This window comes from Kribbella sp. NPDC006257 (genome assembly GCF_040613535.1).
In the GTDB taxonomy this organism is placed as follows: domain Bacteria; phylum Actinomycetota; class Actinomycetes; order Propionibacteriales; family Kribbellaceae; genus Kribbella.
Genome location: NZ_JBEXSJ010000045.1, coordinates 22,369 through 48,199, shown reverse-complemented (window position 1 = coordinate 48,199; position 25,831 = coordinate 22,369). Strand labels below are relative to the sequence as shown.

23 protein-coding genes are annotated in these 25,831 nt (G+C 68.0%); 17 read left to right on the top strand and 6 right to left on the bottom strand.

Annotated features, from left to right (window positions below; all coding sequences use genetic code 11):
• Window positions 1–14: 14 nt before the first annotated feature.
• Together ABZ004_RS35885 and ABZ004_RS35880 are read left to right on the top strand one after the other, a co-directional pair.
• Window positions 15–476 carry a sigma factor-like helix-turn-helix DNA-binding protein gene (locus ABZ004_RS35885; protein ID WP_355686077.1) on the top strand — a complete coding sequence of 154 codons (462 nt, stop codon included), beginning with the start codon at window positions 15–17 and terminating at the stop codon, window positions 474–476.
• Window positions 473–1,720, top strand: coding sequence for a hypothetical protein (locus ABZ004_RS35880; RefSeq protein ID WP_355686076.1), 1,248 nt, complete (start codon window positions 473–475; stop codon window positions 1,718–1,720). The genes ABZ004_RS35885 and ABZ004_RS35880 overlap by 4 nt, the downstream gene beginning before the upstream one ends.
• Before the next feature lies 1 nt (window position 1,721).
• Here the strand turns inward: ABZ004_RS35880 and ABZ004_RS35875 are convergent, their stop codons facing one another.
• Window positions 1,722–2,327, bottom strand: coding sequence for a TetR/AcrR family transcriptional regulator (locus ABZ004_RS35875; protein ID WP_355686075.1), 606 nt, complete (start codon window positions 2,325–2,327; stop codon window positions 1,722–1,724).
• A 263-nt stretch (window positions 2,328–2,590) separates the two neighbouring features.
• Here ABZ004_RS35875 and ABZ004_RS35870 point away from each other — a divergent pair, with 263 nt between their 5' ends.
• The 4 genes from ABZ004_RS35870 to ABZ004_RS35855 are packed head-to-tail and all read left to right on the top strand — an operon-like array spanning window position 2,591 to window position 7,564.
• Window positions 2,591–3,928, top strand: a complete 1,338-nt coding sequence (locus ABZ004_RS35870; protein ID WP_355686073.1) for an ammonium transporter — start codon at window positions 2,591–2,593, stop codon at window positions 3,926–3,928.
• The gene (locus ABZ004_RS35865; protein ID WP_355686072.1) at window positions 3,925–4,263 is read left to right on the top strand and encodes a P-II family nitrogen regulator; all 339 of its coding nucleotides are present in this window, start codon (window positions 3,925–3,927) and stop codon (window positions 4,261–4,263) included. Before ABZ004_RS35870 ends, ABZ004_RS35865 begins: the two co-directional genes overlap by 4 nt.
• Window positions 4,264–6,528, top strand: coding sequence for a [protein-PII] uridylyltransferase (locus ABZ004_RS35860; protein WP_355686070.1), 2,265 nt, complete (start codon window positions 4,264–4,266; stop codon window positions 6,526–6,528).
• A 13-nt stretch (window positions 6,529–6,541) separates the two neighbouring features.
• The gene (locus ABZ004_RS35855) at window positions 6,542–7,564 is read left to right on the top strand and encodes a DUF2332 domain-containing protein (protein WP_355686068.1); all 1,023 of its coding nucleotides are present in this window, start codon (window positions 6,542–6,544) and stop codon (window positions 7,562–7,564) included.
• On the opposite strand, the gene ABZ004_RS35850 is transcribed toward ABZ004_RS35855, so the two are convergent.
• Window positions 7,548–8,444 carry an arginase family protein gene (locus ABZ004_RS35850; RefSeq protein ID WP_355686066.1) on the bottom strand — a complete coding sequence of 299 codons (897 nt, stop codon included), beginning with the start codon at window positions 8,442–8,444 and terminating at the stop codon, window positions 7,548–7,550. The two genes, ABZ004_RS35855 and ABZ004_RS35850, sit on opposite strands and share 17 nt — an antisense overlap.
• Window positions 8,445–8,609: 165 nt before the next feature.
• On the opposite strand from ABZ004_RS35850, the gene ffh reads away from it, so the two are divergent.
• The 8 genes from ffh to ABZ004_RS35810 all read left to right on the top strand — a co-directional run bounded on the left by ffh (window position 8,610) and on the right by ABZ004_RS35810 (window position 18,996).
• Window positions 8,610–10,160: a signal recognition particle protein gene (gene ffh / locus ABZ004_RS35845; protein WP_355686064.1), complete on the top strand. Its 1,551-nt coding sequence runs from the start codon at window positions 8,610–8,612 to the stop codon at window positions 10,158–10,160.
• Between the two features lie 185 nt (window positions 10,161–10,345).
• Window positions 10,346–11,692 carry a lytic murein transglycosylase gene (locus ABZ004_RS35840; RefSeq protein WP_355686062.1) on the top strand — a complete coding sequence of 449 codons (1,347 nt, stop codon included), beginning with the start codon at window positions 10,346–10,348 and terminating at the stop codon, window positions 11,690–11,692.
• A 326-nt stretch (window positions 11,693–12,018) separates the two neighbouring features.
• Window positions 12,019–13,155 (top strand): lytic transglycosylase domain-containing protein, encoded by a 1,137-nt coding sequence (locus ABZ004_RS35835; protein ID WP_355686060.1) that lies wholly within the window; start codon window positions 12,019–12,021, stop codon window positions 13,153–13,155.
• A gap of 25 nt (window positions 13,156–13,180) precedes the next feature.
• Window positions 13,181–14,296, top strand: coding sequence for an amidohydrolase family protein (locus ABZ004_RS35830; RefSeq protein ID WP_355686059.1), 1,116 nt, complete (start codon window positions 13,181–13,183; stop codon window positions 14,294–14,296).
• A gap of 116 nt (window positions 14,297–14,412) precedes the next feature.
• Window positions 14,413–15,786, top strand: a complete 1,374-nt coding sequence (locus tag ABZ004_RS35825) for an N-acetylmuramoyl-L-alanine amidase (RefSeq protein WP_355686058.1) — start codon at window positions 14,413–14,415, stop codon at window positions 15,784–15,786.
• Window positions 15,787–15,937: 151 nt separating this feature from the next.
• Window positions 15,938–17,170 (top strand): histidine kinase, encoded by a 1,233-nt coding sequence (locus tag ABZ004_RS35820; protein WP_355686056.1) that lies wholly within the window; start codon window positions 15,938–15,940, stop codon window positions 17,168–17,170.
• Window positions 17,161–17,799, top strand: coding sequence for a response regulator transcription factor (locus ABZ004_RS35815; protein WP_355686054.1), 639 nt, complete (start codon window positions 17,161–17,163; stop codon window positions 17,797–17,799). Before ABZ004_RS35820 ends, ABZ004_RS35815 begins: the two co-directional genes overlap by 10 nt.
• A gap of 66 nt (window positions 17,800–17,865) precedes the next feature.
• Complete coding sequence (locus ABZ004_RS35810) at window positions 17,866–18,996, top strand: S1 family peptidase (protein ID WP_355686053.1); 1,131 nt, start codon at window positions 17,866–17,868, stop codon at window positions 18,994–18,996.
• Between the two features lie 65 nt (window positions 18,997–19,061).
• Here the strand turns inward: ABZ004_RS35810 and ABZ004_RS35805 are convergent, their stop codons facing one another.
• Genes ABZ004_RS35805 through ABZ004_RS35795 form a run of 3 tightly spaced genes read right to left on the bottom strand, consistent with a single transcriptional unit; the run spans window position 19,062 to window position 21,476 of the window.
• Window positions 19,062–19,847, bottom strand: a complete 786-nt coding sequence (locus tag ABZ004_RS35805; protein ID WP_355686051.1) for a M23 family metallopeptidase — start codon at window positions 19,845–19,847, stop codon at window positions 19,062–19,064.
• A 57-nt stretch (window positions 19,848–19,904) separates the two neighbouring features.
• A complete protein-coding gene (locus ABZ004_RS35800; protein ID WP_355686049.1) occupies window positions 19,905–21,254 on the bottom strand; it encodes an SPFH domain-containing protein in 1,350 nt (449 codons plus the stop codon).
• A 27-nt stretch (window positions 21,255–21,281) separates the two neighbouring features.
• Window positions 21,282–21,476 (bottom strand): hypothetical protein, encoded by a 195-nt coding sequence (locus ABZ004_RS35795; protein WP_355686047.1) that lies wholly within the window; start codon window positions 21,474–21,476, stop codon window positions 21,282–21,284.
• A 134-nt stretch (window positions 21,477–21,610) separates the two neighbouring features.
• On the opposite strand from ABZ004_RS35795, the gene ABZ004_RS35790 reads away from it, so the two are divergent.
• The 3 genes from ABZ004_RS35790 (at window position 21,611) to ABZ004_RS35780 (ending at window position 25,015) form a co-directional block, all read left to right on the top strand.
• Window positions 21,611–21,985, top strand: coding sequence for a hypothetical protein (locus tag ABZ004_RS35790; RefSeq protein WP_355686046.1), 375 nt, complete (start codon window positions 21,611–21,613; stop codon window positions 21,983–21,985).
• A gap of 1 nt (window position 21,986) precedes the next feature.
• Window positions 21,987–24,299, top strand: a complete 2,313-nt coding sequence (locus ABZ004_RS35785; RefSeq protein ID WP_355686045.1) for a caspase family protein — start codon at window positions 21,987–21,989, stop codon at window positions 24,297–24,299.
• A gap of 65 nt (window positions 24,300–24,364) precedes the next feature.
• Window positions 24,365–25,015: a maleylpyruvate isomerase family mycothiol-dependent enzyme gene (locus ABZ004_RS35780; RefSeq protein ID WP_355686043.1), complete on the top strand. Its 651-nt coding sequence runs from the start codon at window positions 24,365–24,367 to the stop codon at window positions 25,013–25,015.
• 6 nt (window positions 25,016–25,021) lie between these two features.
• On the opposite strand, the gene ABZ004_RS35775 is transcribed toward ABZ004_RS35780, so the two are convergent.
• The gene (locus ABZ004_RS35775) at window positions 25,022–25,819 is read right to left on the bottom strand and encodes a carbohydrate ABC transporter permease (RefSeq protein WP_355686122.1); all 798 of its coding nucleotides are present in this window, start codon (window positions 25,817–25,819) and stop codon (window positions 25,022–25,024) included.
• Window positions 25,820–25,831 lie beyond the last annotated feature (12 nt).

The following is a 25,831-nucleotide window of genomic DNA, read 5'->3' as shown; positions in this document are numbered from 1 at the left end:
GCGCGGGAGGGTGGATGCGCGACACTGTCGACCCAGAATTCGCCTCGTACGTCGATGCGCGGCAAGGGAAATGGCTCCGGACGGCGTACCTGGTGTACGGCGACCTGGATCGGGCTGAGGAGCAGCTTCGGCATGCCTTCACCCGGCTGGCATTGCGCTGGGGAAAGGTCGACGACCCGGACGTCTTCGTCCAGCGGATCCTGTACGACGCGGCGCTGTCCCGCTTCTCCCGGACCAAGCAGCCGCTGGTGGACGAGGACGACCCGGTCACCTCGGCACTCGCCGGGCTCAGTCCGGTCCAGCGTGCCGTGTTCGTGTTGCTGCACCTCGAGGAGCTCACGGAGTACGAGATTGCCGACGTACTCAATCTCTCGCATGCCACCGTGCACGGGCATGCGATGAGCGCGATGACGCACTTCCGCTCGGCACTCGGCGCCGGTGACCAGCGGGACACCCGCCGCCGGGACTGGCGATGAAGCGCGAAGACGTCCACCCGCTGCTGGTCCAGGCGGTCGACGCGATGTTCGAGCCGGATCTCGCCGACGATTCGTGGGCCGCCGCGGTGGCCATCCGGCGCCGGCGGCGGCGCAGCGTGATCATCGTCGTGGTGGCGACTGCGCTGATCGCTGCGGTGGCCGGACTGATCGCCGGCCTGAGCGGAGGCAAGGCGGGGATCACGCCTCCGACCACGCTGCCGTCCGCACCGGCAGCGGTCGTGCCGCCGGCCGGGACGATCGCCGGAGCGGACTACTGGATCGCGCCGCAGGCCGCCAGTGAGCGGTACCTCGATCACCTCGAGACCCCGATGGGGGACTCACTGAGGTTCCCGGATTCGCCCGCGAACCTCAGTGAGTCGCCGGTGGACCGGATCGCAGCGGTAGTGCTCACGAGTCGCAGCGGTTCCTACGACCCGCTGCTGCTCGGCAGTGACGGGAAGTGGGCCCGCGCCGACGTACGGCTGAGCGCGATCGGCACCGGTGCCCCGCTCAGCACAGGAGCTGTCGCACCGAACGGGAAGCTGGTGGCCTTCCCACAGCCAGGCGCACTCTTGGTGCTCGATGCAACCAACGCCGGAATCCAGCGGTTCAACGTGCCCAACCAGGACCTGCGCAGTGTCAGCTGGCTCCCGGACAGCCATCGCGTCCTGATCAGCGGCCCCAATGCCGCCTATCGCATCCTGATCAGCGGCGGTGGTTTCGGCGAGCGGGCTGTCACGGTAGTTGAGCCAAGCATCGACCCGGACGCCGCAACCGCGCCGTACCGGCTGGACGACCGCTCTGGGCAGGTGGCGCTGTCGCGGTACTCCGCGAGCAACGGCTGGACTGTGAGCGGCGCAGCAGACCTCCCGGTGCAGTCCTGGGTGGGACAGACCTTCGGTAGCAGCTCTGTAGCTGCAAGGCTCTTCGTCGCAAGCAATAGTCCGCAGGTGCCCAACGCAGAGCTGCAGCCACAGATTGTGGCCGCCATCTCCGCGCAGCGCTCGTTGCCGAACCGCCTGCTCGTGCTCGGCCCCTCGCCACCACCAACGGCAGGAACGCTCGCGGCGGCAGTCGCCAGACCGGTCGGCTGCTGCCTGGTGCTCGGCTGGTACGACGAGAACACCGTGCTGATCCAGGTGCAGGGCTGGGTGATCGCCTGGAACGTCCAGTCCGGGCACGTACGCCGGGTCACCGAGCTCGAGGTGAGCGGTCTCGCCCTCGGGCCCGGTGTCCGCGGCTGACTTACCGGTCCTGCTCCGTGATCGAGCGCATCGTGATGGCGGCCAGGTGGCCGGCATCCTCCGGGGCCGGCATCTGGTCGCCGGTGAGTGCCCTCAGGATCAGTACGCCGGCCAGCCAGTGCACCATCATCACCGGGTCGGCGTTCGCCCGGATCGGTTCGCCGCGGCGCCGGGCCCGGTCCAGTGCGGCGGCCGTCAACGCGATCCGCCGGCCGAGGAAGGCCCGGTAGAGGGTGGCGAACCGTTCGTCGCGGTTCATCTCGGTGATCGCCAGCCGGATCCACGCGATCCCCTCCTTGGTGTTCACGAACAGCAAGGCATCGCGATAGACGTGCTGGAGATCGCCCTCGATCGAGCCGGTGTCCGCGTCCGGGATCTCGACGTCGAACAGCTCGGTCAGGGCGTCGTTGGCCAGTTCCTCTTTACTGGCCCAGCGGCGGTAGATCGTGGCTTTACCGACGCCTGCCGCCTCCGCGACGTCGTCCACCGTCATCCCGTCGAACCCGCGCTCCAGCAGTAGCTGGACGGCGTACCGGCGGATCCTCGGCTCAGCCTCCGGATCGCGCGGCCTGCCGCGGCGCGGCCTTTCCCCGCTAGTGGTCCCCATTTCTGTATTCCCCGGTTAGGACAGGCGCAGTGGCGCGGCTGCGGCCCTGTGTGGTCAGGCCAGAGTGCCACAGGTCGGCCGATGTCACGCCGATGTCACTTAAGAAGCCGCTTTGTCACATGCCTGAAACATCTCGACCGATCGGCTGAAACGGCGCGCCGACACCGTGTGCGGTGTGGCCGTGCGCGGGCTTCCCGGCGTTGTGGAGCTCCCCCTGATGAGGACGCGGGCCACCCCCCAGATCGATGGAAGGGATGACGTTGATGGAGATCAACGCCGGCGATACCGCCTGGGTCTTGGCAAGTGCCGCCCTGGTGTTCTTGATGACACCTGGACTGGCTTTCTTCTACGGCGGCATGGTACGTGTGAAGAGCGTGCTGAACATGATGATGATGAGTGCCATCACCATCGCCGTGGTCACCATTCTTTGGGTGGTGGTCGGCTTCTCGCTGACCTTCACCGGTGACAACGGGCACGTGATCGGTGACTTCTCGGCGGCCGGGCTGAAGGGCCTGATCGCGCCGGACGCGGTCAGCGGCACGATTCCCACCCTCGCCTTCGTCGCCTTCCAGTTGATGTTCGCGATCATCACCCCGGCGCTGATCTCGGGTGCCATCGCCGACCGCGCCACCTTCCGGGGCTGGATCGCGTTCGTGGCGGGCTGGACGTGCCTGGTGTACTTCCCGGTCGCGCACTCGGTGTGGTTCCTGGACGACGGCAACGGTGGCTGGATCGGCGACAAACTGAAGGCGATCGACTTCGCGGGTGGTACGGCGGTGCACGTGAACGCCGGTGCGGCCGCCCTGGCACTCGCCCTGGTGCTCGGCCGCCGGGTGGGCTGGCGCAAGGACCCGATGCGGCCGCACAGCCTGCCGCTGGTCATCCTCGGCGCCGGCCTGCTGTGGTTCGGCTGGTTCGGCTTCAACGCGGGCTCGGCGCTGAGCGCCGGCACCACGGCGGCAGTGACGTTCGTGAACACCCAGGTGGCCACCGCCGCGGCGGTGATCGGCTGGCTGATCGTGGAACGGATCCGGCACGGCAAGGCGACCACTCTGGGGATGGCGTCGGGCGCGGTGGCAGGTCTGGTCGCGATCACCCCCTCGTGTGGTGCGGTCACGCCGGTCGGCGCGATCATCCTCGGCGTGCTGGCCGGTGCGATCTGCGCCTTCGCGGTCTCGCTGAAGTACAAGCTCGGCTTCGACGACTCCCTCGACGTGGTCGGCGTGCACCTGGTCGGCGGTCTGTTCGGCTCGCTGGCGATCGGCTTCCTCGGCTCGGCGGCCGCTCCGTCGGCGGTGGACGGCCTGTTCTACGGTGGCGGTGCCGGTCAGCTCGGCCGGCAGGCCCTGGCCAACGTTGCCGTCGGCGTGTACTCGTTCGTGGTCGCCTTCGGTCTCGGCAAGCTGATCGACAAGACGATCGGCTTCCGGCTTCCCGAAGACGACGAGGTCACCGGTGTCGACCAGGTCGAGCACGCCGAGACGGCGTACGACTTCCTGGGCGCCTCCGGACTGCGGGGCCACAACCCGCTGGCGCGTCCGTCGGTCCCGGCCCCGGTCGAGGATGCACCCGCTGACACGAAGGAAGGTGCGAACGCATGAAGCTGATCACCGCGGTGGTCAAGCCGCACAAGCTGGAAGACGTCCGGGCCGCGCTGGAGACGTTCGGAGTGACCGGTATGACGGTCACCGAGGCCAGCGGCTACGGCCGGCAGAAGGGCCACACCGAGGTCTACCGCGGTGCGGAGTACGAGGTGGACCTGGTCCCGAAGGTCCGGCTCGAGGTCGTCGTCGAGGACGGTGACGGCGCCGACGTGGTGGATGTCATCGTCAAGGCCGCGCAGACCGGCAAGATCGGCGACGGCAAGGTCTGGGTGACCCCGGTCGAGACGGTCGTCCGGGTCCGTACCGGCGAAACCGACGGAGACGCCCTCTAGATGGTGAACCGAGCAGAGCAGCGGCGCGTTCGGGCGCAAGAGGCGGACGCGCTGCTGCACCTGCTCCTCTCGAAAGCCTGTGACGCCCTCGGCCAGTCAGCCGAGGGCGTCGCCTTGGTAGCCGTCGGTGGCTACGGCCGGGAGGAGCTCTCCCCGTACAGCGATCTCGACGTGATGCTGCTGCACGCTCCGGACTACCCACGGATCGACGAGCTCGCCGCGCAGATCTGGTATCCGCTCTGGGACTCACGGACGAAGCTGGACCACAGCGTCCGGACCGTGGTGGAGGCGCAGGGCGCCGCTGCGGACGACGTACGGGTAGCACTGGGCTTGCTGGACGCACGGCATGTAGCGGGCGACTCGCATCTCACATTGCAGTTGCGGTCGGTGCTGATGGCCGACTGGCGCCGTACGGCGAAGACGCGGCTACCCGCGCTCGCCGAGGCCTGCCGGGACCGCGCCAACACGGTCGGCGAGCTGGCACACCTGGCCGAGCCGGACCTGAAGGAGGCGTACGGAGGCCTTAGAGATGCCGTCGTACTGCGGGCGCTCGTCGCCTCCTGGCTGATCGACGTACCGCACCCTGTGGTGGAGCGGGCGCGTCTGGATCTGCTGAACATTCGCGATGAGCTGCACTCGGTTGCTGGCCGCGCTACCGACCGGCTGGTTGCCGACGTCGCTGGCGAGGTTGCTGCTGGGCTAGGGATGGCGGACCGCGATGAGTTGTTGAGGCACGTGTACTCGACCGGTCGGACTCTTGCGCATGTGTGTGACGTCTCCTGGCGCCGTGTTGAGAGCCTGGTAGCGCGTCCGCCTCGGTCGCGGCGACGTGGACGGGTTGGTGGACCGTTGCTGTTGGCCCTGGACGAGGGAGTCGGGCAGCACGAGGGTGAAGTCGTCCTGATGCCTGATGCTCGGCCAGAGCGTGATCCAGTGCTTGGACTGCGAGCTGCTGCGGTTGCTGCTGATCGCTCGCTGGTGCTGTCTCCTGCTGTCTGTGGCCGACTGGCTACGACGGCTGCCGCGATGCCTACGCCGTGGCCGGGTGAGGCTCGGCGACTACTATGCGCGTTGCTCGGTGCTGGGTCTGGGCTGCTTGAGGTGTGGGAGGCGATGGACCAGGCGGGCTACGTGTCGCACTTGCTGCCTGAGTGGGACACCGTGCGCTTCCGGCCACCGCAGTCGGCTGTGCACCGCTACACGGTCGACCGGCATCTGCTGGAGACCTGTGTCGAGGCTTCGAAGATGGTGCGCGACGTACGCCGTCCGGACCTGCTCCTGATCGCTGCGTTGGTGCATGACCTGGGCAAGGCGGTTGAAGGTGACCACAGCGTCACAGGTGCCGTCATTGCTACTGCTGTGGCTGAGCGACTGGGCTTCTCGCCGGCTGACGTTGCCACGATCACGCTGCTGGTCCGGCAGCACCTGGTGCTCGCCCAGGTGGCTACCCGGCGGGACCTGGACGATCCGATGACTGTGGACCTGATGGCAGGGATCGTCGGCGACACGGACACGCTGGATCTGCTGGAGGCACTCACGTACGCCGATGCGCGTGCTGCTGGGCCGGCCGCGTCGTCGCCGTGGCGGATGCGGCTGGTGGGGGAGCTGTCCCGCCGGGTGCGAGGAGAACTGTCCGGAGGAGGTGCTGGGCTGTGGACCGAAGCCCCGCCCGTCCCGGTTCCCGCGCTGCACCAGGTGGTCGGCATCGGGCGGATCGGTGTGACCGTGTCGGAGCATGCGGGCGACCTGCGCGTCAACGTGGCCGTGCCTGACCAGGTGGGGACGCTGGCGACGGTTGCCGGCGTACTGGCGGTCGAGCGCCTCGCCGTACGGTCTGCTGTTATCACTTCTGTTGACGGGCTCGGCATCTCGCAGTGGTCGGTCGCCGGGTCGGTCCCTGATCCGGTGCGGTTGCGGGACCGGCTTGCTGTCGCGCTCCGCGATGACACGGATCTCGTACGCCGGTTGTCGGCGCGGGACTCGTCGGCTGTCCGCAAGGTGGTGGCCAGCAAGGTCGATTTGTTGCCTGAGGCATCGGAAACGGCGACCGTGCTGCAGGTGCGGGCGCATGACCGGCCGGGCCTGCTGTACGACGTGACGGCGGCGATCGCATCGACCGGAGCGGACATCCGGTCGGCGCATGTGAGCACGCTCGGGGCCGAGTGTGTCGACGTCTTCTATCTGACCGACAGCACCGGTGCACCGCTGGAAGAGGAGGACGCGGAGACGACGGCCAAGTCCGTGCTGGATCGCCTGACCTTCTGAGTAATGTTTCGGCATGACTGTCGTAGAGGCACTGCAGGAGCAGGCGGGGGAGTGCGAAGAGCTGGGCTCTCCTATGTACGCCGAGTTGCTGCGGCTGATCGTGGACGACTATGAGCTCGGTGGTGTGTCGGCGAAGGTGCTGGACGGGTTTCCAGAGCGGTATGCCCTAGGGCTTCCGCTGTTGGGCGCAGTGCATCGGCTAGTGCTTGGTGGAGAGGTGCCGGAGCTGGCGCCGTTCTATCCGAGCGTCGGCGGTGAATGGGACCCGGTGCTGGGCTGGGAAGCTTTCGAGCAAGTTCTCCAGTCGCGCGGTGGAGAGCTGCGGTCGCTGCTGGCGCAGCAGCCCCAGACTAATGAGGTAGCACGGTCTACTGCTTTGTACGGCGGGTTGCTGCAGCTCTTCGAAGCCGTTCCGCTGCCGGTGCGACTGTTTGAGATCGGGTCGAGTGGTGGACTGAATCTGCGAGCTGACCACTTCCGGTTCAACCTGGATGACGGGACCGGGTTCGGGCCTGCATCGAGTCCGGTGCAGATTCCGTCAGCTTGGTCCGGGCGGGCTCTGACGCCGCAGCCGGGGTTGCGGATCGCGGAGCGGGTCGGGAGCGACATCTCGCCGGTGAACCCGTTGAGCGCCGAAGGCGAGTTGCTGCTGACGTCGTACATCTGGGCTGACATGGCGGGGCGGCTGGAGCGGCTCCGTGGTGCGATCGAGATTGCGCGGTCGGTGCCGGCCGACGTACGGCGTCAGGATGCCGTGTCGTTCCTGCGCGGCCTGGAGTTGTCGGAGGGCCACATGACCGTCGTCTGGCATTCGGTGATGTGGTACTACCTCTCGGCTGATGAGCAGGCGGCGGCTGATGAGGCGATCGCTGCGCTGGGTGCACGGGCGACCGCCTCTGCTCCGCTGGCGCGGCTCACGCTGGAACAAGACGACTCGGCTCTCGAGTTCCCGATCGTGTTGCAGGTCTGGCCTGCTGGTGAGACGCGCGTGCTCGGGCACGGCTCACCGCATGGGCTGCCTACGGTGTGGGAGTAAGGGCTGCGACGAGGGTGTCGGTGAGCTCCGCGGCGTACCGGCCGTCGGGATCGAGATCCGGGTCGAAGATGCCGATGTCGAGGCCGACGCACTTCGGTGATGCCAGGAGTTCGCGGAGTAGTTCGTGCAGGTGCTCGTGCTGCAGGCCGCCCGGATCGGGGCTGTCGACGGCCGGCATCACCTCGGCGTCGAGGATGTCCACATCGAGATGCACCCAGAACCCGTCCAGCTCGGGTCGTTCTTGCTGGCGCAGTACGTCGGCTGCTGCTCCGGCCGGGTCTTTCATGATGTCGAGTGCCGACCGGTGCAGAATCCCTGCTTCTTGGAGGGTTTCGAGGTACGCCTCGTCCTCGCGGTAGCCGAGCATGGCGGCGTCCTCGTCCTGGAAGTACGGCGAGAGCTGCTCGAGGTCGGTCAGATCCTTCTGCCCACGCCCGGTCACCAGCGCGAGCGCCTCGCCGCCGGCCGCCCCGACGTACTCGTCGTTGTCCACCGTGCGTAGATCCGAATGCCCGTCGAGGTAGACCACTCCGTAGCGGCCACGCCTCTTCAACGCCAACGCCGGACCCAGCAAGTTACTGCACTCACCACCCAGCAACACGACGAACTTCTCGTCGTCGAGCAGCTTCCCGATCCGGTCGGCCAAACGCACGGTGTAGGTGGCCATCGCCTCAGCATTGAACACACCGTCGCCGGGCTTCCAGTCGCCCCGGTCGTACCGAGGCGGTGTCACGCAGCCGGCGTCCTCCGCTCCGATCCGGCGCACGAACCCCAGATCCCGCAACGCCCCCGCCAGCTTGTAGCACCCCGGCACCGTCCCCACCACCGGCGGCCGCAACCCCAGGTTGGACGGTCCGTCCACCACGACCCGACTCTTCACCCACCCACCCCTAACCGCTAATTGCGCGACAATTGGTTAGATCCTCCCGACCCCCGACCCACCCTGTCAACATCCACGGGTCGGGGCGGCCGGTAGACTCGTCGAGTTGCTCTGGGGATGTGGGAGTGACGGTCTGCTCCACCTGATGAAACGGATTGTGGTCTCGTGTTCGACACGCTTTCTGATCGCCTGTCTGCCGCGTTCAAGAACCTGCGCGGCAAGGGCAAGCTGACCGATGCCGATATCGACGCGACCGCGCGGGAGATCCGGATCGCGCTGCTGGAGGCCGATGTCGCGCTGCCGGTGGTGAAGGACTTCATCGCGGCGGTGAAGGAGCGGGCCAGCGGGGCCGACGTGCGCGGCGGGCTGAACCCGGCGCAGCAGGTGATCAAGATCGTCAACGAGGAGCTCGTCACCATCCTCGGTGGCGCGACCCGTGAGCTGCGGATGGCCAAGCGGCCGCCGACGGTGATCATGCTCGCCGGTCTGCAGGGTGCCGGTAAGACGACGCTGGCCGGCAAGCTCGCGAAGTGGCTGAAGGAGACCAAGCACCAGACTCCGATGCTGGTCGCGGCCGACCTGCAGCGCCCGAACGCGGTGACCCAGCTGCAGGTGGTCGGCGAGCGCGCCGGCGTACCGGTGTATGCGCCCGAGCCTGGCAACGGAGTCGGTGACCCGGTCCAGGTCGCCCGGCTGGCGATGGATGAGGCGAAGAGCAAGCAGTACTCGGTGGTCATCGTCGACACGGCCGGCCGGCTCGGTGTCGACGAAGAGCTGATGAAGCAGGCCGCCGACATCCGCGACGCGGTCACGCCGGACGAGATCCTGTTCGTCGTCGACGCGATGATCGGCCAGGACGCGGTCACCACCGCGCAGGCCTTCCTCGACGGCGTCGGCTTCGACGGCGTGGTGCTGTCCAAGCTGGACGGTGACGCCCGTGGTGGTGCGGCGCTGTCGATCGCGCAGGTCACCGGCCGGCAGGTGATGTTCGCCAGCAACGGCGAGAAGCTCGAGGACTTCGACGTCTTCCACCCCGACCGGATGGCGTCGCGCATCCTCGGCATGGGCGACGTGATGAGCCTGATCGAGCAGGCGGAGAAGTCGTTCGACGCCGAGGAGGCCGCGAAGACGGCCGCCAAGCTGCAGAAGCGGGGCGGCAAGGACTTCACCCTGGACGACTTCCTCGCCCAGATGCAGTCGGTGCGCAAGATGGGCCCGCTGACCAAGATCTTCGGCATGCTGCCCGGCGCGTCGCAGTTCAAGGACCAGCTGGAGAACTTCGACGAGCGCGAGATCGACCGGATCGAGGCGGTCATCCACTCGATGACGCCGGCCGAGCGCAACGACCCGAACATCATCAACGGTTCCCGCCGGGCCCGGATCGCGAAGGGGTCCGGGACCGAGGTCGCGACCGTCAGCGGGCTGGTCGAGCGGTTCTTCGAGGCGCGCAAGATGATGTCGGCGATGGCGTCCGGCAAGGGCCTGCCGGGGATGCCGGGCATGCCCGGCATGCCGGGGACCGGCGGTAAGAAGGCCAAGCAGCAGGCGAAGAAGACCAAGGCGAAGCGCGGCTCGGGCAACCCGGCCAAGCGCGCGAACCAGGTCGAGCCGGCCGCTCCGCAGCCCGGTCAGCTCCCGGCGGCCTTCGGCGGCGGCGCCGGCGCGGACGGCTTCGAGTTGCCGGACGAGCTGAAGAACATGCTGGGCGGGAAATAGCCGCGCGGTACCACGTTCCGTGGCCGGCTGAGGCCGCTATCACGGATCGTGCCCCGGTGACAAGTCCTCGCTCGGTCATGAACTCACGTCCGGTCGTGGACGGTTGCCGGAACCTGCCCGACGGCTAAGATCGTGGCTACGCCCGAAGCAACGAGACACTGCGGAAACGCTGGGGGACGGTTCGGATGAGGCAGCAGTTCAAGAACCTGGACACGTGGCGGGGCAAGTTGACCGCCACGTGGATCACGCTTGCCCCACCTGCCGCGATGGTCGTCGTGTTCGTCGCCGGCGGCCTGCCGTCGAACCAGTTCGTGGTCGACTCGCACGCGCTCGGCGCGCCCCGGACCGACTCGGTCTTCGACGACCTGATCAGCGACGTCCCGGCCCAGCCCGGTGCGGACGGCAGTGTGGGCACCGAGAAGCGGTCCTCGATCGACGTCCCGGTCACCGGCGCCGTCGACAACAAGCAGCCGATCATCCCCGGTCTGGTCGGCGACACCTCGGGCATCCCGGGCACCGTGCTCGCGGCGTACCAGAAGGCGGCCAACGACCTCGCGCTCGCCCAGCCCAACTGCCACATCACCTGGCCGTTGCTGGCCGGTATCGGCAAGGTCGAGTCCTCGCACGCCAGCGGCGGCCTGGTCGACACGGCAGGTAACACCCGCGGCAAGATCCTCGGCCCGGTCCTCGATGGCGGTCCCGGGATGGCCGCGATCGCCGACACCGACCAGGGCAAGTACGACGGCAACACGAAATGGGACCGCGCGGTCGGCCCGATGCAGTTCATCCCCGGCAGCTGGACCGCGTTCGGCGCCGACGGCAACGGGGACGGCGTGAAGGACCCGCACAACGTCTTCGACGCTTCCCGGGCGGCGGCCGGCTACCTCTGCTCCGGCGGTTCGGACCTGAGCACGCCGCAGGGCCTGGTCCAGGCGGTACTCCGGTACAACCACTCGATGGACTATGTGAACACCGTCCTGCGCTGGATGCAGTCGTACAGCAAGTCCACGACGACCCTCCCTGACGGCACCGGGGTGATCGACCCGACGATCGACGACAACGGCAACGTGCAGCGGGACTCCGACCCGACCCACGTGCCGACCGACCCGACGACGACGCACCCGACCTCGGCGCCGACGTCGGCGCCGACCTCGGCCCACAGTACGGCCGGCACGCACCCGACGACGGTCCCGACCACGCCGACGCACTCGACCACGCCGACGACGACGCCGACCAAGACGCTGCCGACCAGCCCGCCGACCTCGACGACGCCGCCGTGGACGCCCACGCCGACCCCGCGGCCGACACCGACCCCGACGCCGACTCCCACGCCGACGCCGACCCCCACGCCGACCCCGACTCCGACGCCGACGGACACCCCCACGCCCACGCCGCAGCCGCAGTGCGACCCGACGGACACGCCGCCCGCGACGCCGGACCCGACCCCGACCTGCACGCCGGCCCCGCAGAGCCAGACCAGCGAGACCCCGAGCAGCAACGCCACCCCGGACGAGGCGCCCACCACCCCCTGACCGGTACGCCGTACGCAGGCGTGCCGGTCCGGTACCGGCGAGCGCCCGTCGCCGTCGGCCGACGGCTACGATCGCGGGTGTCCGAATGTAAGGACCGGGCAAAGGCGATTTCGGTTGCCGACGGCCCCTCTGCACCGGGTTTCACGCCTGAAACAGGGTGCCTTCTGACCGAGAGCTATCGACTCAGGTAACTTTCCGTCGATCTTCGGTAACTTTCTGGCGCTTGGGTCGTTGGGGGAACTATGCGCCTAACCCGTAGTGGTAACCGTCGGGTCAAAATCATCATCGCTTCACTCTGCACGGCCCCCCTCCTGGTGGGGGCCATCGTGACCGTCGCCTCGGGGGGTGCCGGTGCCTCCGGCGACTTCGCGGCGGACAGTCCGGTCGCCCCGTCGCCTGGGGCCGGGCTGAACAGCGGTGAGTTCGATGAATTGACCATGATCGTCCCGCAACGTCCCGGAGTGGACGGCCGGATCGGATCTGACAAGCCTGCCCGTGCCGACGTGCCCGTCCAGGGTGCGACCGACGGTTCGTCCGTCGTCCGGCCGGGCCGCCCCGATGCCGTCAACGGCATCCCGCGCGGGGTCTTCCCCGCCTACCGCCGCGCCACCGCGAATCTCGCCGTGGTCCGGCCGAACTGTGGCCTCACCTGGCCGCTGCTGGCCGGCATCGGCAAGGTCGAGTCGAACCACGCCTCCGGCGGCCGGGTCGACGTGGCCGGCACCACTCGCGGCAAGGTCCTCGGCCCGGTGCTGAACGGCAAGGGCGGGACCGGCCGGATCCTCGACACCGACAAGGGCCGGTACGACAGCGACAAGGTGTTCGACCGCGCGGTCGGCCCGATGCAGATCATCCCGGGGGTGTGGAGCGAGTTCGGCGCCGACGGCAACGGTGACGGCTTCCGCAACCCGAACAACGTGTACGACGCGGTCACCACCGTCGCGGTCTACCTGTGCTCCGAGGGCGACGACCTGAAGCGCCCCATGGACCTGGTCTCGGCCCTGCTGCGCTACCAGCACTCCAAGGACTTCGTGGCTACCGTGCTGCGCTGGATGCGGGTCTACAGCAAGAGCGCCGTGCTGATCCCGAACGCCAAGGGCAACCTGTCGACGCCCAAGGCGACCGGGAACGCCGACCGCAAGGTCGACCCGCGGCAGGTGCCGGACGTGCCGGACGACCCGAAGCAGCCGACCCAGAAGCCGACCAGCAGGCCGACCACCAGGCCGACCGGCAAGCCGTCGGTCCCGGACCCGATCGACACGCCCACCGGACGTCCGACCCGGCCGACGCACCCGCCGACGGACACCCCGACGCCGACCGATCCGCCGACGGACACCCCGACGCCGACCCCGACGCCGACCGACACCCCGACCCCGACGCCGACCGAGACGCCCAGCGGCTCGCCCTGCGCGGGCGATGGGAACCCGACTCCCTGCACGCAGGGCAGCGGGTCGCACGGCTGACGCCTGACCGGTTACGGTCGGCGTTATGGCCGACGTCATCAAGCTCACCGGCGTAGTCCTGCCGGCCGGTGAGCATCAGGAGATCCACCTCAGTGGCGGGCTGGTCGTCGACCGGCCCGCCACTGCTAGCCGACCGGGGCGGTGGGGTGGGGGAGGCGTGGGCACAGTAACGACTGTGTCGACGGGCGGCTGGATCGTGCCCGGGCTGGTCGACGCGCACTGCCATATCGGCCTGGACCAGCGCGGTGCCGTCGACGAGACCGTCCAGGAACGGCAGGCGTACGCCGATCGCGACGCCGGCGCCCTGCTGGTCCGCGACGCGGGGTCGGCCGCGGACACCCGCTGGATCGACGAGCGCGAGGACCTGCCGAAGATCATCCGGGCCGGCCGGCATATCGCCCGCTCGAAGCGCTACATCCGCAACTACGGCTGGGAGATCGAGCCCGACGAACTGGTTGCGTACGTCGAGCAGGAGGCCCGCAAGAGCGACGGCTGGGTGAAACTCGTCGGCGACTGGATCGACCGCGACGCCGGCGACCTCACCCCGTGCTGGCCGGCCGAGGCGCTGAACGCCGCGATCGCCCGCGCCCACGAGCTCGGCGCCCGGGTCACCGCGCACGTCTTCGGTGAGCACGCCCTGCCCGATCTGCTGGCCGCCGGGATCGACTGCATCGAGCACGGCACCGGGCTGCTCCCGGACATGCTCGACCAGATGGCCGCGGCCGGCGTCGCCGTCGTACCGACGCTCATCCAGCTCGAGAACTTCCCCGAGTACGCCGACCAGGCGGCCGGGAAGTTCCCCGCGTACGCCGCTCACATGCGCGACCTGTACGACCGGCGCCTCGACACGCTCCGCTCGGCCGTCGAAGCCGGGATCCCCGTGTATGCCGGGACGGACGCGGGCGGCGTACTGGGTCATGGTCTGGTCGCCGAGGAGATCCGGGCCCTCACCGACATCGGCATGTCCGGCGAACAGGCGCTGGCGGCGGGGTCGTGGGCCGCTCGCGAGTGGCTGGGCGTGCCCGGCACGCTGGAGCCCGGCAATCCGGCCGATCTGGTGGTGTACGACGAGGACCCGCGCGCCAACCCCGCAGTACTGGATCATCCGCGGATGATTGTCCTGCGCGGAAGAATCTGCTGATCACGGCCAAATGGGGAAAAATTCACGTAAGTACTGGCATTTTCGGAAGATATTGCCTTAGCGTGATGGGCACCCGCCGACGCCCCTCGGTGGGACGCCAAGGGAAGGAACTCCCGATGGGTAAGACCGCCCCACTGCCCAGATTGATCGCGGTGCTCGCCACCGCAGCCGCCGGTGCGATCGCCTTCAGCGGAACGAGCACCGCCGTCCCCTACCCCGAACCGACCGCCTCCGCCGTCCCAGGTGGCCTGGCGACGGCCTTCAAGAACGCCTCCGCGCGGTACGACGTACCGCGGGAAGTCCTCGTCGGTATCGGCTTCGCCGAATCGCACCTGGACAGCCACGACGGTCAGCCGAGCCAGGACAACGGCTTCGGTGTGATGCACCTGGCCAGCAACCCGACCAACCCGACCATTTCCGAGGCGGCCAAGCTGACCGGCCTGCCGGTCGAGAAGCTCGCCAAGGACCCCGCGGCGAACGTCCAGGGCGCTGCCGCCGTCCTGGCCTCGTACGCGGACAAGGCGGGCCTCGCTGGCGCCGCCCGCAAGGATGTGGCCAAGTGGTACGAGGTCGTCGCTCAGTACCCGCATTCCGCTGACGCCCCGACCGCACGGCTCTACACCGATGAGGTCTACAAGATCATCGGCCAGGGCGTCGGTGCCGCCGGCGTCTCGCTGTCGGCGAAGCAGGTCACCCCGGACCGCGGCCGCTACGCGAAGGTCGCACCCCTCGGCACCCGTACGCCGGCCTCGCTCCAGGCAGCCGACTACCCAGGCGCCATCTGGAACCCGGCCTGCACCTGTAACTACCGCGTCGGTAGGACCGCGGCAATCACCACCATCGTCATCCACGTCACCCAGGGCTCGTACGCCGGCACGATCAGCTGGTTCAAGGACCCGGCGGCCCAGGTGAGCGCGCACTACGTGATCCGGTCCAGCGACGGGCAGGTGACCCAGATGGTGGCCGAGAAGGACACCGCCTGGCATGTCCGCACCGAGAACCCGTACACGATCGGCATCGAGCACGAAGGCTTCGTGGACCAGCCGTCATGGTTCACCGACGCGATGTACCGCTCGTCGGCCGCGCTGACCAAGAACATCGCCGAGCGCCGCGGCATCCCGAAGGACCGGGCCCACATCAAGGGCCACAACGAGATGCCCAACAACGACCACACCGACCCAGGACCGTACTGGGACTGGAACTACTACATGTCGCTGGTCAACGACGGCAACCCGCCGCCGACCTACAACTTCACCACCTATGGCTCCGGTGTCCGGGTCCGGTCGGACGCCAAGCTGACCGCCTCGATCGTCACCACGCTGCCCGGCCCGACACAGGTGTTCGTCACCTGCCAGAAGCAGGGCGACACGGTGACCGCCGAAGGCACCACCAACAACTGGTGGGCCAAGCTGCGTGACCAGGGCGGCTACATGACAAACATCTACATCCAGGACCCGAACGCCAAGCTCCCCGGCGTCCCCGTCTGCTAGCGGCTGAGGTGCTCGGGGGGCTCCGTTGTGGAGACCCCCGAGCACTAGGCTGTCCAGTAAATGCCCGGACGAAGAGTAGAGCCTGCTGTACCGACTGAGACCTGCCCGTTGCTTCAGGATCGATACTGACGACAACGGAAAGGCAAAGGCCATGCTCTCGAAGATCCTGACCCGCGGCGGCCCGGCCTGCGGTTATCTGGTGATCAGATACCTGAAGTTCCTGGTGCTGTTGGCGGCGACGCCGATCAGTCTGCTGCTGGCGTGGATGATCCCGGGAGCTACCGCTGGGCTCGTCCGGCTGGCCAATAGTGAGCTCTACCGAGCCGCCCGCTACCTGGGCGAGGACGAGTCGGTCCAGCTCCCGCCGGCCGCGGAGCGCGCTCCCGGTGATCTGGTGACGCTGGCCCGCGACAAGTCCTTCAAGCGCAGCCTGTGGCTCTACCTCGGCCCCTTGGTGATGATCCCGGAGCTCTTCGTTGCTGTCGCGTCGATCTCCGCAGTGCCGTCGGCCGTGATCTCAGGGGTGATCTGGCCGATGGACAAGGGCAACGTCACGATCATGGGTGTAGCCGTCCACAGTTGGTGGCAGGCGCTGATCTTGGTACCGCTGCAGATACTCATCGGGCTCGGCCTGCTGGGCTGGGTGGCTCCGGCTCTAGCGCGTGGACATGCCCGTGCTACTCGCCGCCTGCTTGCGCCGAGCGCTGCCGAGCTGGAGACCGTGCGGCTCTCGCAGAGGGTCGAGGAGCTGACCAGGACTCGTGCTGGTGCTGTCGACTCGCACGGTGCCGAGCTGCGCCGGATCGAGCGCGACCTGCACGACGGCACCCAGGCACAGCTGGTCTCCCTGGCGCTGCGGATCGGCGTAGCCAAGCAGACGATGGCTCACGACCCCGAGAAGGCCGCTCAAATCCTCGACGACGCCCGTGACGGCGCAGAGCAGGCCATGACCGAGCTGCGCGGCGTACTGCGGAACATGTACCCGCCGATCCTCGCCGACCGTGGTCTGGCCGGCGCCGTGTCCGCCCTGTGCGCCCGCTGCCCGATCCCGGTGGAGCTCCGCCTCGGTGAGCTCGGCGCCGTCCCCGCTCCGGTCGAAGCCGCGGCGTACTTCGTGGTCGCGGAATCACTGACCAACGTCACCAAGCACTCGGCGGCCGGCCACGTCGACGTACTGCTCGAGCGGCGCGGACAAGAGCTCTACCTGGCGATCACTGACGACGGCATCGGGGGTGCGCGCGTCACCAAGGAGCGGGACCTGCTGGGCCGGGGGAGTGGACTGCATGGCATGGTGCACCGGGTGGAAGCGATCGACGGACACATGGAGCTGCAGAGCCCTATCGGCGGCCCGACGACGGTCGAGGTGATTCTCCCGTGCGGGTAGTGATCCTCGAGGACAACCCGATCCTGGCCGAGGGCCTCGGCCTGCTGCTCAACAACTCAGGCTTCGAGGTCGTCGCCGTCGCCGGAGATGCGGACGAGTTCGCGAAGGCCGTCGCCGAGCACGATCCGCAGATGACCGTGGTCGACGTACGGCTGCCGCCCACGTTCACCGACGAGGGCCTGCGGGCTGCGATCGAGGCCCGCCGGGTGCGCCCGGGTCTGCCGGTGCTCGTCTTCTCGCAGTACGTCGAGGAGGTGTATGCCGCGGAGCTCCTGGCTGCCGGGAGTGAAGGCGTCGGGTACTTGCTCAAGGACCGGGTGTCCCGGGTCGACGAGTTCCTCGAAGCCGTACGCCGGGTGGCGGCCGGCGGGACCGTCCTCGACCCCGAAGTGGTCAGCCAGCTGATGGTGAAGCGGACCGATCCGCTCGAACGGCTGACGCCCCGCGAACGCGAGGTGCTCGCCCTGATGGCCGAGGGGCTGGGTAACTCCGCCATCGCCGAGAAGCTCGTGATCAGCGAGGGAGCCGTCCACAAGCACGTCGGGAACGTCTTCCTCAAACTCGACCTGCCGCCGACCGATTCCGGTCACCGCCGGGTCCTCGCAGTACTGGCTCACCTCGGGCTCTGACGCTACTCTGATCTGCGAGAGCGCTCTCACCGCACCGAAACCGCCCCCTAGGTGAGGAGAGTCCGTATGAAGTTTCTAGTCGCCACCGTGCTCGTAGTGAGCGCGGTAGCAGTCCCGAGTCAGGCCGTCGCGGCCGCGCCCGACAAGCCGTTGGCAGTGCCAGGTCAGGCGCTGGCCATGCAGAAGGACCTTGGCCTGACCGAACAGCAGGTCAAGGGCCGGCTCAAGGTCGAGGCCGCAGCCACCAAGCTGGTGCCGACCGCGCAGAGTGCTGCCGGAGCCGCCTTCGGTGGAGTCTGGTACGACAGTGCGAAGCAGAAGCTCGTTGTGGGCCTGACATCGGAGGCCGCAGCGGCCGCAGTACGGGCTACCGGTGCTGACGTCGCTCTAGTGCCGCTGACTGCTAAGCAGCTTGATCAGCGCAAAGCAGCGGTCGATAAGGTTGCCGGCAAGGCTGTCCCGGCGGCCGTGAGTGGCTGGTCCGCCGACCCGCGGACCGGCAACGTCGTGGTGAATGTCCAAGCAGGTAAGCGTTCTGCGGCTGTCGACGCGTTTGTCGCCAAGGTCTCCAAGGCCAGTCCGGTCACTGTCCGGGAGGTCGCGGCTCAGGCTCCGCGGACCTTCGCGGCCGGCACGGTGGGTGGAGATCCCTACTACACAGGCAATGTCCGCTGCTCGATCGGCTTCTCCGTGTACGGCGGGTTCGTCTCGGCCGGGCACTGCTCCCCTGGTGTCGGGGCCAGGACGTGGGGCTGGGACGGGTCGGCGCAAGGTGTCTTCCGCGGCTCCTCGTTCCCTGGCAACGACTACTCCTGGGTCGCGATCGACAGCGGCTGGTGGACTGTCCCGGTGGTGCTCGGCTGGGGACAGGTCAGTGACGCACTGGTCCGCGGCTCCTGGGTAGCACCGATCGGTACGTCGGTCTGTCGCAGCGGGTCGACCTCGCATTGGCACTGCGGCCAGGTGACCGGCATGAACGAGACCGTGAACTACGGCAACGGTCAGCTGTTCTACGGTGCTACCAAGACCAGCGTTTGCGCGGAGCCCGGTGACTCGGGTGGGTCGTTCATCACTGGCGACCAGGCGCAAGGGGTCACGTCCGGCGGCTGGGGCAACTGCAGCAGCGGCGGCGAAACCTGGTTCCAGCCCGTCAACGAGATCCTCAGTACGTACGGGCTGACGCTGCACACCGCCTGACCCTGGTAGTTACGTCCGAAGAAGCGGACGACACGTCCCTCCGCTTCTTCGGACGTAACGGGGGTTCAGCAGTTGGGGACTCCTGGGAGGACGGCGTTCGGGTCGTCGATGTAGATGTTGCTGATGAAGCCGGCCGGGCTGGCGAGCTTGGCCCACCAGTTGTTGGTGTAGCCCTCGGCGTTGACGGTGTCGCCCTGCTTCTGGCAGAGCACCCGGACCGCGGTGGGGCCAGGCAGCGTGGCGACAACCGGCGAGCTCAGGTACGCGTCCGAGCGAACCCGTACGCCGGAACCCCAGGTCATGAACGGCTTCCCGGGCTGGCTACCGCAGCCGTTGTCGCTTGTCAGGAAGGCGGAGCCGTACGAGCTGGGATAGGACAGTGCACTGCCGTTGATGACGATGTTCTGGCCGACACCGTTGAGCAGTTGCTCGTAGTGGATGTGCGGGCCGGTGGAGTTGCCGGTGCTACCGGTGACCCCGATCTGCTGGCCCTGGGAGACCTGGGCGCCTTCCGCCACGGAGTACGCCGACAGGTGGAAGTAGTAGGTCTTCCAGCCGCCACCGTGTTCGACGGCGATGTAGTTGCCGGCGCCACTGGGCTGGGAGAAGCGGTGGGCTGTGCCGGCGGCGGACGCGAGCACCGGTGTGCCATTGGTCGTCCCGCCGTCCGAGCGGATGAAGTCGAGAGCGCGGCGGACCTCGCCGGAGTGGTGGCTGTAGGTCCACTGTTGGCCACACGGAAACGGGGCCTTGAAGTTCGGCGCGGCCAGCGCTTCGGTCGGCACCGCCACGAGCGTGGCGATGCCGACCAGGAGCGAGGCGATCACTGCGAGCAGTTTTCTGGGCGGCATCTCGTCAGTGTCGGGGTGAACAACAAACCGCGCAACCGTTTCGACGGTGAATAAATGTCAGGCGGTTGCGTCCTTGACCGGCTCCAGCGTCGGTGGCTGCTCGGGCTTGGTGCTGAGCGATTCGATCAGCTGCTTGGCCAGCGCGAAGCCGGAGCCGCCCATCGTGATCGTCTTCACCAAGGTGTCCTCGATGCCCTGAGCGCCGTTCAGCACGACCATGTTGCCGACCTTCTCGAAGGACGACGCGGCGGCCCGGACGATCTCCGGGTAGGCCTCGGCGAGCTGCTGGGCGACGACCGCATCGGTGTTCGTGGCCAGCGCCTCGGCACGTGCCTTGATACCGGCCGCCTCGGCCATCGCCTTGGCCTGGACGGCGAGCGCCTCGGCCTTACCGTTCAGCTCGGTCGCCTTCGCCTGCGCCTCACCGCGCAGGGTGACCTCGCGGGCCTGCGCCTCGGCGGCGGCGATCTGCGCGTCCCGGGCGGCCTGGGCCAGCGTGCGCTGCCGGTACGCCTCGGCGTCGGCCGGCTTCAGCACCGACGACTCCAGTTGCTTCTCGGCCAGCGACGCGTTCAGCTTCGCGGTCTCGGTCTCGGCGACCACAACTTCCTGGCGGGCCAGGGCTTCGGCCAGCGGCCCGGACTGCGACGCCTTCGAGTTCGCCTGGTCGACCTCGGCCTGGTAACCGGCCTGGGCGATCGAGCTCTGCCGTACTGCGGCGGCCTTCGCCGCGGCGGCGACCTGCTCGCGCTCGGTCGCCTCCTGGTCCCGCTCGGCCTGGGCGATCCGGGCCTGCGCCTCGACGGCCGCGGCCTGCGGGCGGCCCAGGTTGCGGATGTAGCCGGACTCGTCGTCGATCTCCTGGATCTGCAGCGAGTCGACCACCAGGCCGAGCTTCTCCATGTCGCCGGCCAGCGAGCCGCGGATGTTGGTGGTCAGCGTCTCCCGGTCGTGCAACATCTCCTCGACCGTGGTGGAACCGACGATCGCGCGCAGGTGACCCGCGAACAGCTCGTGGATCGTGCTCATCACCTGCTCGTCGCTCTGGTCCAGGAACCGCCGGGCCGCGTTGGCGATCGAGCCGAAGTCGTCACCGACCTTGTACGCCGTGACGCCCTTGATGTGCAGCGGGATGCCCTGGCTGGACACGCAGGTGACGGTCAACGGCGTCGCGCGGATGTCGAGCGGCAGCCGGCGTACGGTCTGGAAGCCGGGCAGCACGGCGGTACCGCGGCCGACCACGATCTTGAAGGCCAGGGTGTCGTTGGCCTGTTCGGTGGTCGCGTGCGCGCCGAGGCCGGAGATGATCAGCGCCTCGTTCGGCTCCGCCACCCGCCAGACCATCCGGAACAGGATCAGCAGGATCACCAGCGCGACGGCGCCGGCGATCAGGTACGTCCAGAGCATTTCCCCTCCAGGGAACGGAACAATGGTTCAGATGGCCCGAGCGACGTAGACCGTGCGCGGCGGATCGAACTCCACCACGACGACCGGCGTACCGACCTCGATCACCTCGTCGGTTGCCGGGTAAGCGTAGAAGGCTTCGGTGGCACCACGGACCGGCAACATCACTTCGCCGACGATCCCCGGCCCGACCCGCCCGATCACGCGTCCCCGCTTCCCGACCATGACGCCCCCTCCGACGCAGCATCAACCACTTCCGTTCCTGCAGCCTAGTGTCCCTGCGTCACGCCTTGTGATCGGCGCGGTGCGGGCGCATGGTTGGAACAGAGCTTTGCGGCCTGGGGGTTGGGGGAGAAGCGATGGGCGCAGAGGTTCGGCTCGGCGTGGTCGAAGCGGGGTCCGACGACGCGCGGCTGGAAGAGCTCGCGTTGATGCTGCGGCAGGAACTGCTGGCGCTCAACGTGCGATCGGTCGAGCCGTACGCCGAGGGCGAGGCGCCCGACGGATCGCGATCCGCGCTGGCGGCGATCGCCGGCGTACTGACGGTTTCGCTGCAGCCCGGGCTGCAGGTGATGGGTGCGGTCGTTGCCGTGGTCCGCGACTGGCTGCGGAGATCGGACAGCGGGCGGACGGTGAAGATCGCGATCGACGGGGACGTGATCGAGCTGACCGGCGCCAGTGACGACGTACAGCAGCGGCTGGTCGACGCCTGGGTGAAGAAGCACGGCGGATGACATGGACGGCACGCGAGTCGCTCTGGTCATAGCGAACGACGAGTACAGCGATCCGGGGTTGCGCCGGCTGGTGGCACCGGCGCAGGACGCGGCCGCGCTGGCGGAGGCGCTCGGGGATCCGTCGGTCGGCGGCTTCGAGGTCACCGTGCTGCAGAACGAGTCGGCGCAGGAGATCCGGTACGCCGTCGAAGACTTCTTCGCCGACCGGGCGCCGGAAGACCTGCTGTTGCTGCACTTCTCCTGCCACGGTTTGAAGAACGCGGCCGGCGAACTGTTCCTTGCGGTCGCCGACACCAAGCCGACTCGGCTCGCGTCCACGGCGGTGGCGGCCGACTTCGTCAACCGGCAGATGGCGGACAGCCGGGCGCAGCGGATCGCGCTGTTCCTCGATTGTTGCTACGGCGGCGCATTCCCGCGCGGCATGGTCGTGCGAGCGACTGGTGAGGCTCAGGTGCGGGATGCCTTTGCTGGGCAGGAAGGTGTTGGTGGTGGGCGCGGCCGGGTGATCGTGACGGCTTCCAGCGCGATGGAATACGCGTTCGAGGGTGGGCAGCTCGCGACCGACGCAACCAAGCCCCGGCCTTCGGTCTTCACGGGTGCCGTGGTCGACGGTCTGACCACCGGCGAAGCTGATCGCGACGGTGACGGGTGGGTGGGTCTCACCGAACTGGTCGGCTTCGTCACCGATCGGGTCCACCGGGTGACGCCCAACCAGAACCCGCAGATGTGGACCTTCGGATCCCAAGGCGAGTTGCTGATCGCCCGCAGCCGAGTACGCCGGATCACCCCGACGCCGCTTGCTCAGGAGCTGCTCGAAGCCATGGACAGCCCTTTGACGGCCACCAGATTCGGCGTCGTCGACTACCTCCGCGAACAAGTACTCGGCGCGGATCTAGGTCAGGCGTACGCCGCCTGGCAGGCGCTCCAGCACCTCACCGAAGACGACAGCCGCAAGGTCTCCGAAGCCGCCCGCCACGCCGTCGCCGCAGCCATCCCGCAAACCACTCCGGCCGACCTCACGCTCGATCCCACCACCCCCACCACCCTCCAACTGACCGGCCCCCCACTGGCCCAGACCGCAGTAGCCACCACCCCCACCCCGTGGCTCCAGATAGAACAAATCACCACCCAGATCCGCCTGACCACAACCCCCCAACCCCCAGGCCCCCACGAAGCCATCCTCCTCCTCACCGCCCCCACCGGCACCCGGACAATCCCCCTCCACCTACAAGTCCCCGAACCACCCCCAGCACCCACCGCACCGCGCCCAGAACCGGCGTCCCCTCCTCCTAGCACCCCGATGAGGGCGAAGGCGCAGCCTGAGCGCGAGCCCGCAGGCGCCTCGCGCGTGACTCCAGCTGAACCTCAGCCCATCGCGGCGGAGCCGCCGGATCTCGCGTCGGGAATCCAGTCGCGTACTCCGCCTGAAGGCCAGCCCGCTTCGGCTGGCCGGCCGCCCGCCTCGCCCCAGCCTGCCGTGGTCCCGCGCGCTGCTGCGCCTGAACCTCAGCCGGCTGGTTCACCTCAGTCTTTCGCGCAGTTGCCTGAGACAACTGTTGCTTCTTGGTGGGTGGTTGCGGGGCTGGCTGTAGGTGCGTTGCTCCTGGTCCTGATCAACTGGCCGGGACCGCCGGAGACGTACAAGGTTTGGTATGACTCGGATACCGGGTGGCATGTCTACCGGAGTTGGAGTGATCCGGAGATCCTCGCCTCGCTCCTCGCGCTGGTGGCAAGTCTTGCGATCAGGTTGTCGAGACGTTGGGCCGCGCTCACGCTCGGCGTCGTAGCCGGCTGCGTCTTCGCCCTCATCGAGGACGGCTTCCTGATCCTCGGCAGCGGCATCGCCGTGGATGAAGTCAACGAGTGGCTCGCCACCACAGCGATCGCCGGTGCCATGGCAGTCGGACTCATCGCATTGATCAAACCGAAGCTGACGCGACTCTGGCCAGTACCACTGCCGGCCGCCGCCCTCGTCATCACCGGCGGCCTCCTGCTCCTCATCAGCGCAGGGATCAAGGAGTCCGATGGCTACTCCTTCTTGACCGTCACAAAGCTGGCCGCGCTGGACCCGATCGTCCTGGTCGCCCTGGCGTGGTTCGCCCTGGCAGCCGTGGACGCGACTACCAAAGTCTGGCTCAGCGCGGCAACAACGACGTACGCGATGTTCTCTGCCATCGCCGTCGTTCCCGCGCTCACCATCGGCGGGTCGAGTTCCGTGCTGCTCACCAGCTGGCTCGCCAACGGTCTGGTGGTGCTGGGAGTACTCGGCAGTCTCTTGATCAGCCCCGGATCGCCCCTTCGGCCGCGCCCCTGACGAACTACGGGGCGAAGGTGACGCAGCTCTGGTCCTGAGCCTTCGGCGAGTGCAACACTCTGCTCATGGGGGAGCTGACTGAGCTGATCAGAAGCGAGCGGTTGGTGCTGGCCGACTTCCTGGAGACGCTGACTCCGGATGAGTGGGCTACCCCTTCGCTGTGCGGAGAGTGGCGCGTGCAAGACGTGGCAGCGCATCTCACCTTCGCGCCGGTGGTCCCGCGGGGCGAAATGCTCGGAGGCCTGCTCAGGTACGGGTTCCGGGTCAACAAGGCCAGCGCGGAGGTGTCCAAGAAATGGGCCCAGCGTGGTCCGGCCGAGATCATCCAGCAGTTGCGGACCAACGCCGCCGCAGGCGCAAAGCCCGCCGGCGTACCGGAGATCGCTGCGCTGGTGGACACCGTGGTCCATTCGCTCGACATCAGGGTTCCGCTGGGCAAGCTCCGGACGATCCCGCCCGAGGTGTTCGCGCCGGTTGCCGACTTCTCGGTCAGCATTCGTTGGCCGATGACGATCTCGGTCGGTCGGAATGCCCGGAAGCGACTTCAGGGTCTGCGGTTGGTTGCCGATGACTACGACTGGTCGTACGGCGAAGGCGCACAGGTGAACGCGAGTGGCGTCACCGTACTGCGGGTGCTCAACGGCCGCCCGGTCGCGCGGACCGAGCTGACCGGTCCCGGCGCCGATCAGCTCTACGCCGCGCAGCCGAAAGGCTGACGACCCTCAGCCTCGGATTGCTCCTTCGGTGGCGCCCTTGATGAACTGACGGGCGAAGATGGTGAAGATGACGATCAGCGGGATCATCGCCATCAGCGCGCCGGTCATCACCATGCTGTAGTCGACGCCGTGGCTGCGGTTCAGCGACGACAGCGCCACCTGCAGCGTCAGGTGATCCGGGTTGGTCAGCACGATCAGCGGCCAGAAGTAGTCGTTCCACGAACCGACGAAGGTGAAGATCCCGAGGAACGCCAACGCCGGCCGCGCCGACGGCAAGGCCACGTTCCGGTAGATCCCGAGGAAGCCACAGCCGTCCAGCGTCGCCGCCTCCACCAACTCGTCATGGATCGAGTTCTGGAAGTACTGCCGCAACCAGAAGATCCCGAAAGCGTTAGCAGCCGCCGGAATGACCAGTGCCTTCAACGACCCGACCCAGCCGAACGCGGCCATCGTCTGGAACTGCGGTACTGCGCCCAGTTGCGCAGGAAGAAGCATCGTCGCCAGCAGGATCACGAACAACACATTGCGCCCCGGGAACCGGAACTTCGCAAAGGTGAACGCCGCCAGCGAATCGAAGAACAGCACGAGCAATGTGGTGGAGACAGCCACCACAGCCGTGTTCCCCATCGACTGGAAGAACGCCACGTTCTGCAGCACCGCGTGGATGTTGTCGTCGAGCTGCGACCCGAAGGTGAACTTCGGCGGGTACCGGTAGATGTCCGACGTCGTGTTGGTCGCCATCACGAGCGTCCAGTAGAACGGGAACAGGCACAGCAGCCCGGCAACGGCCAGCAGCCCATGCATCAGCACGCCACG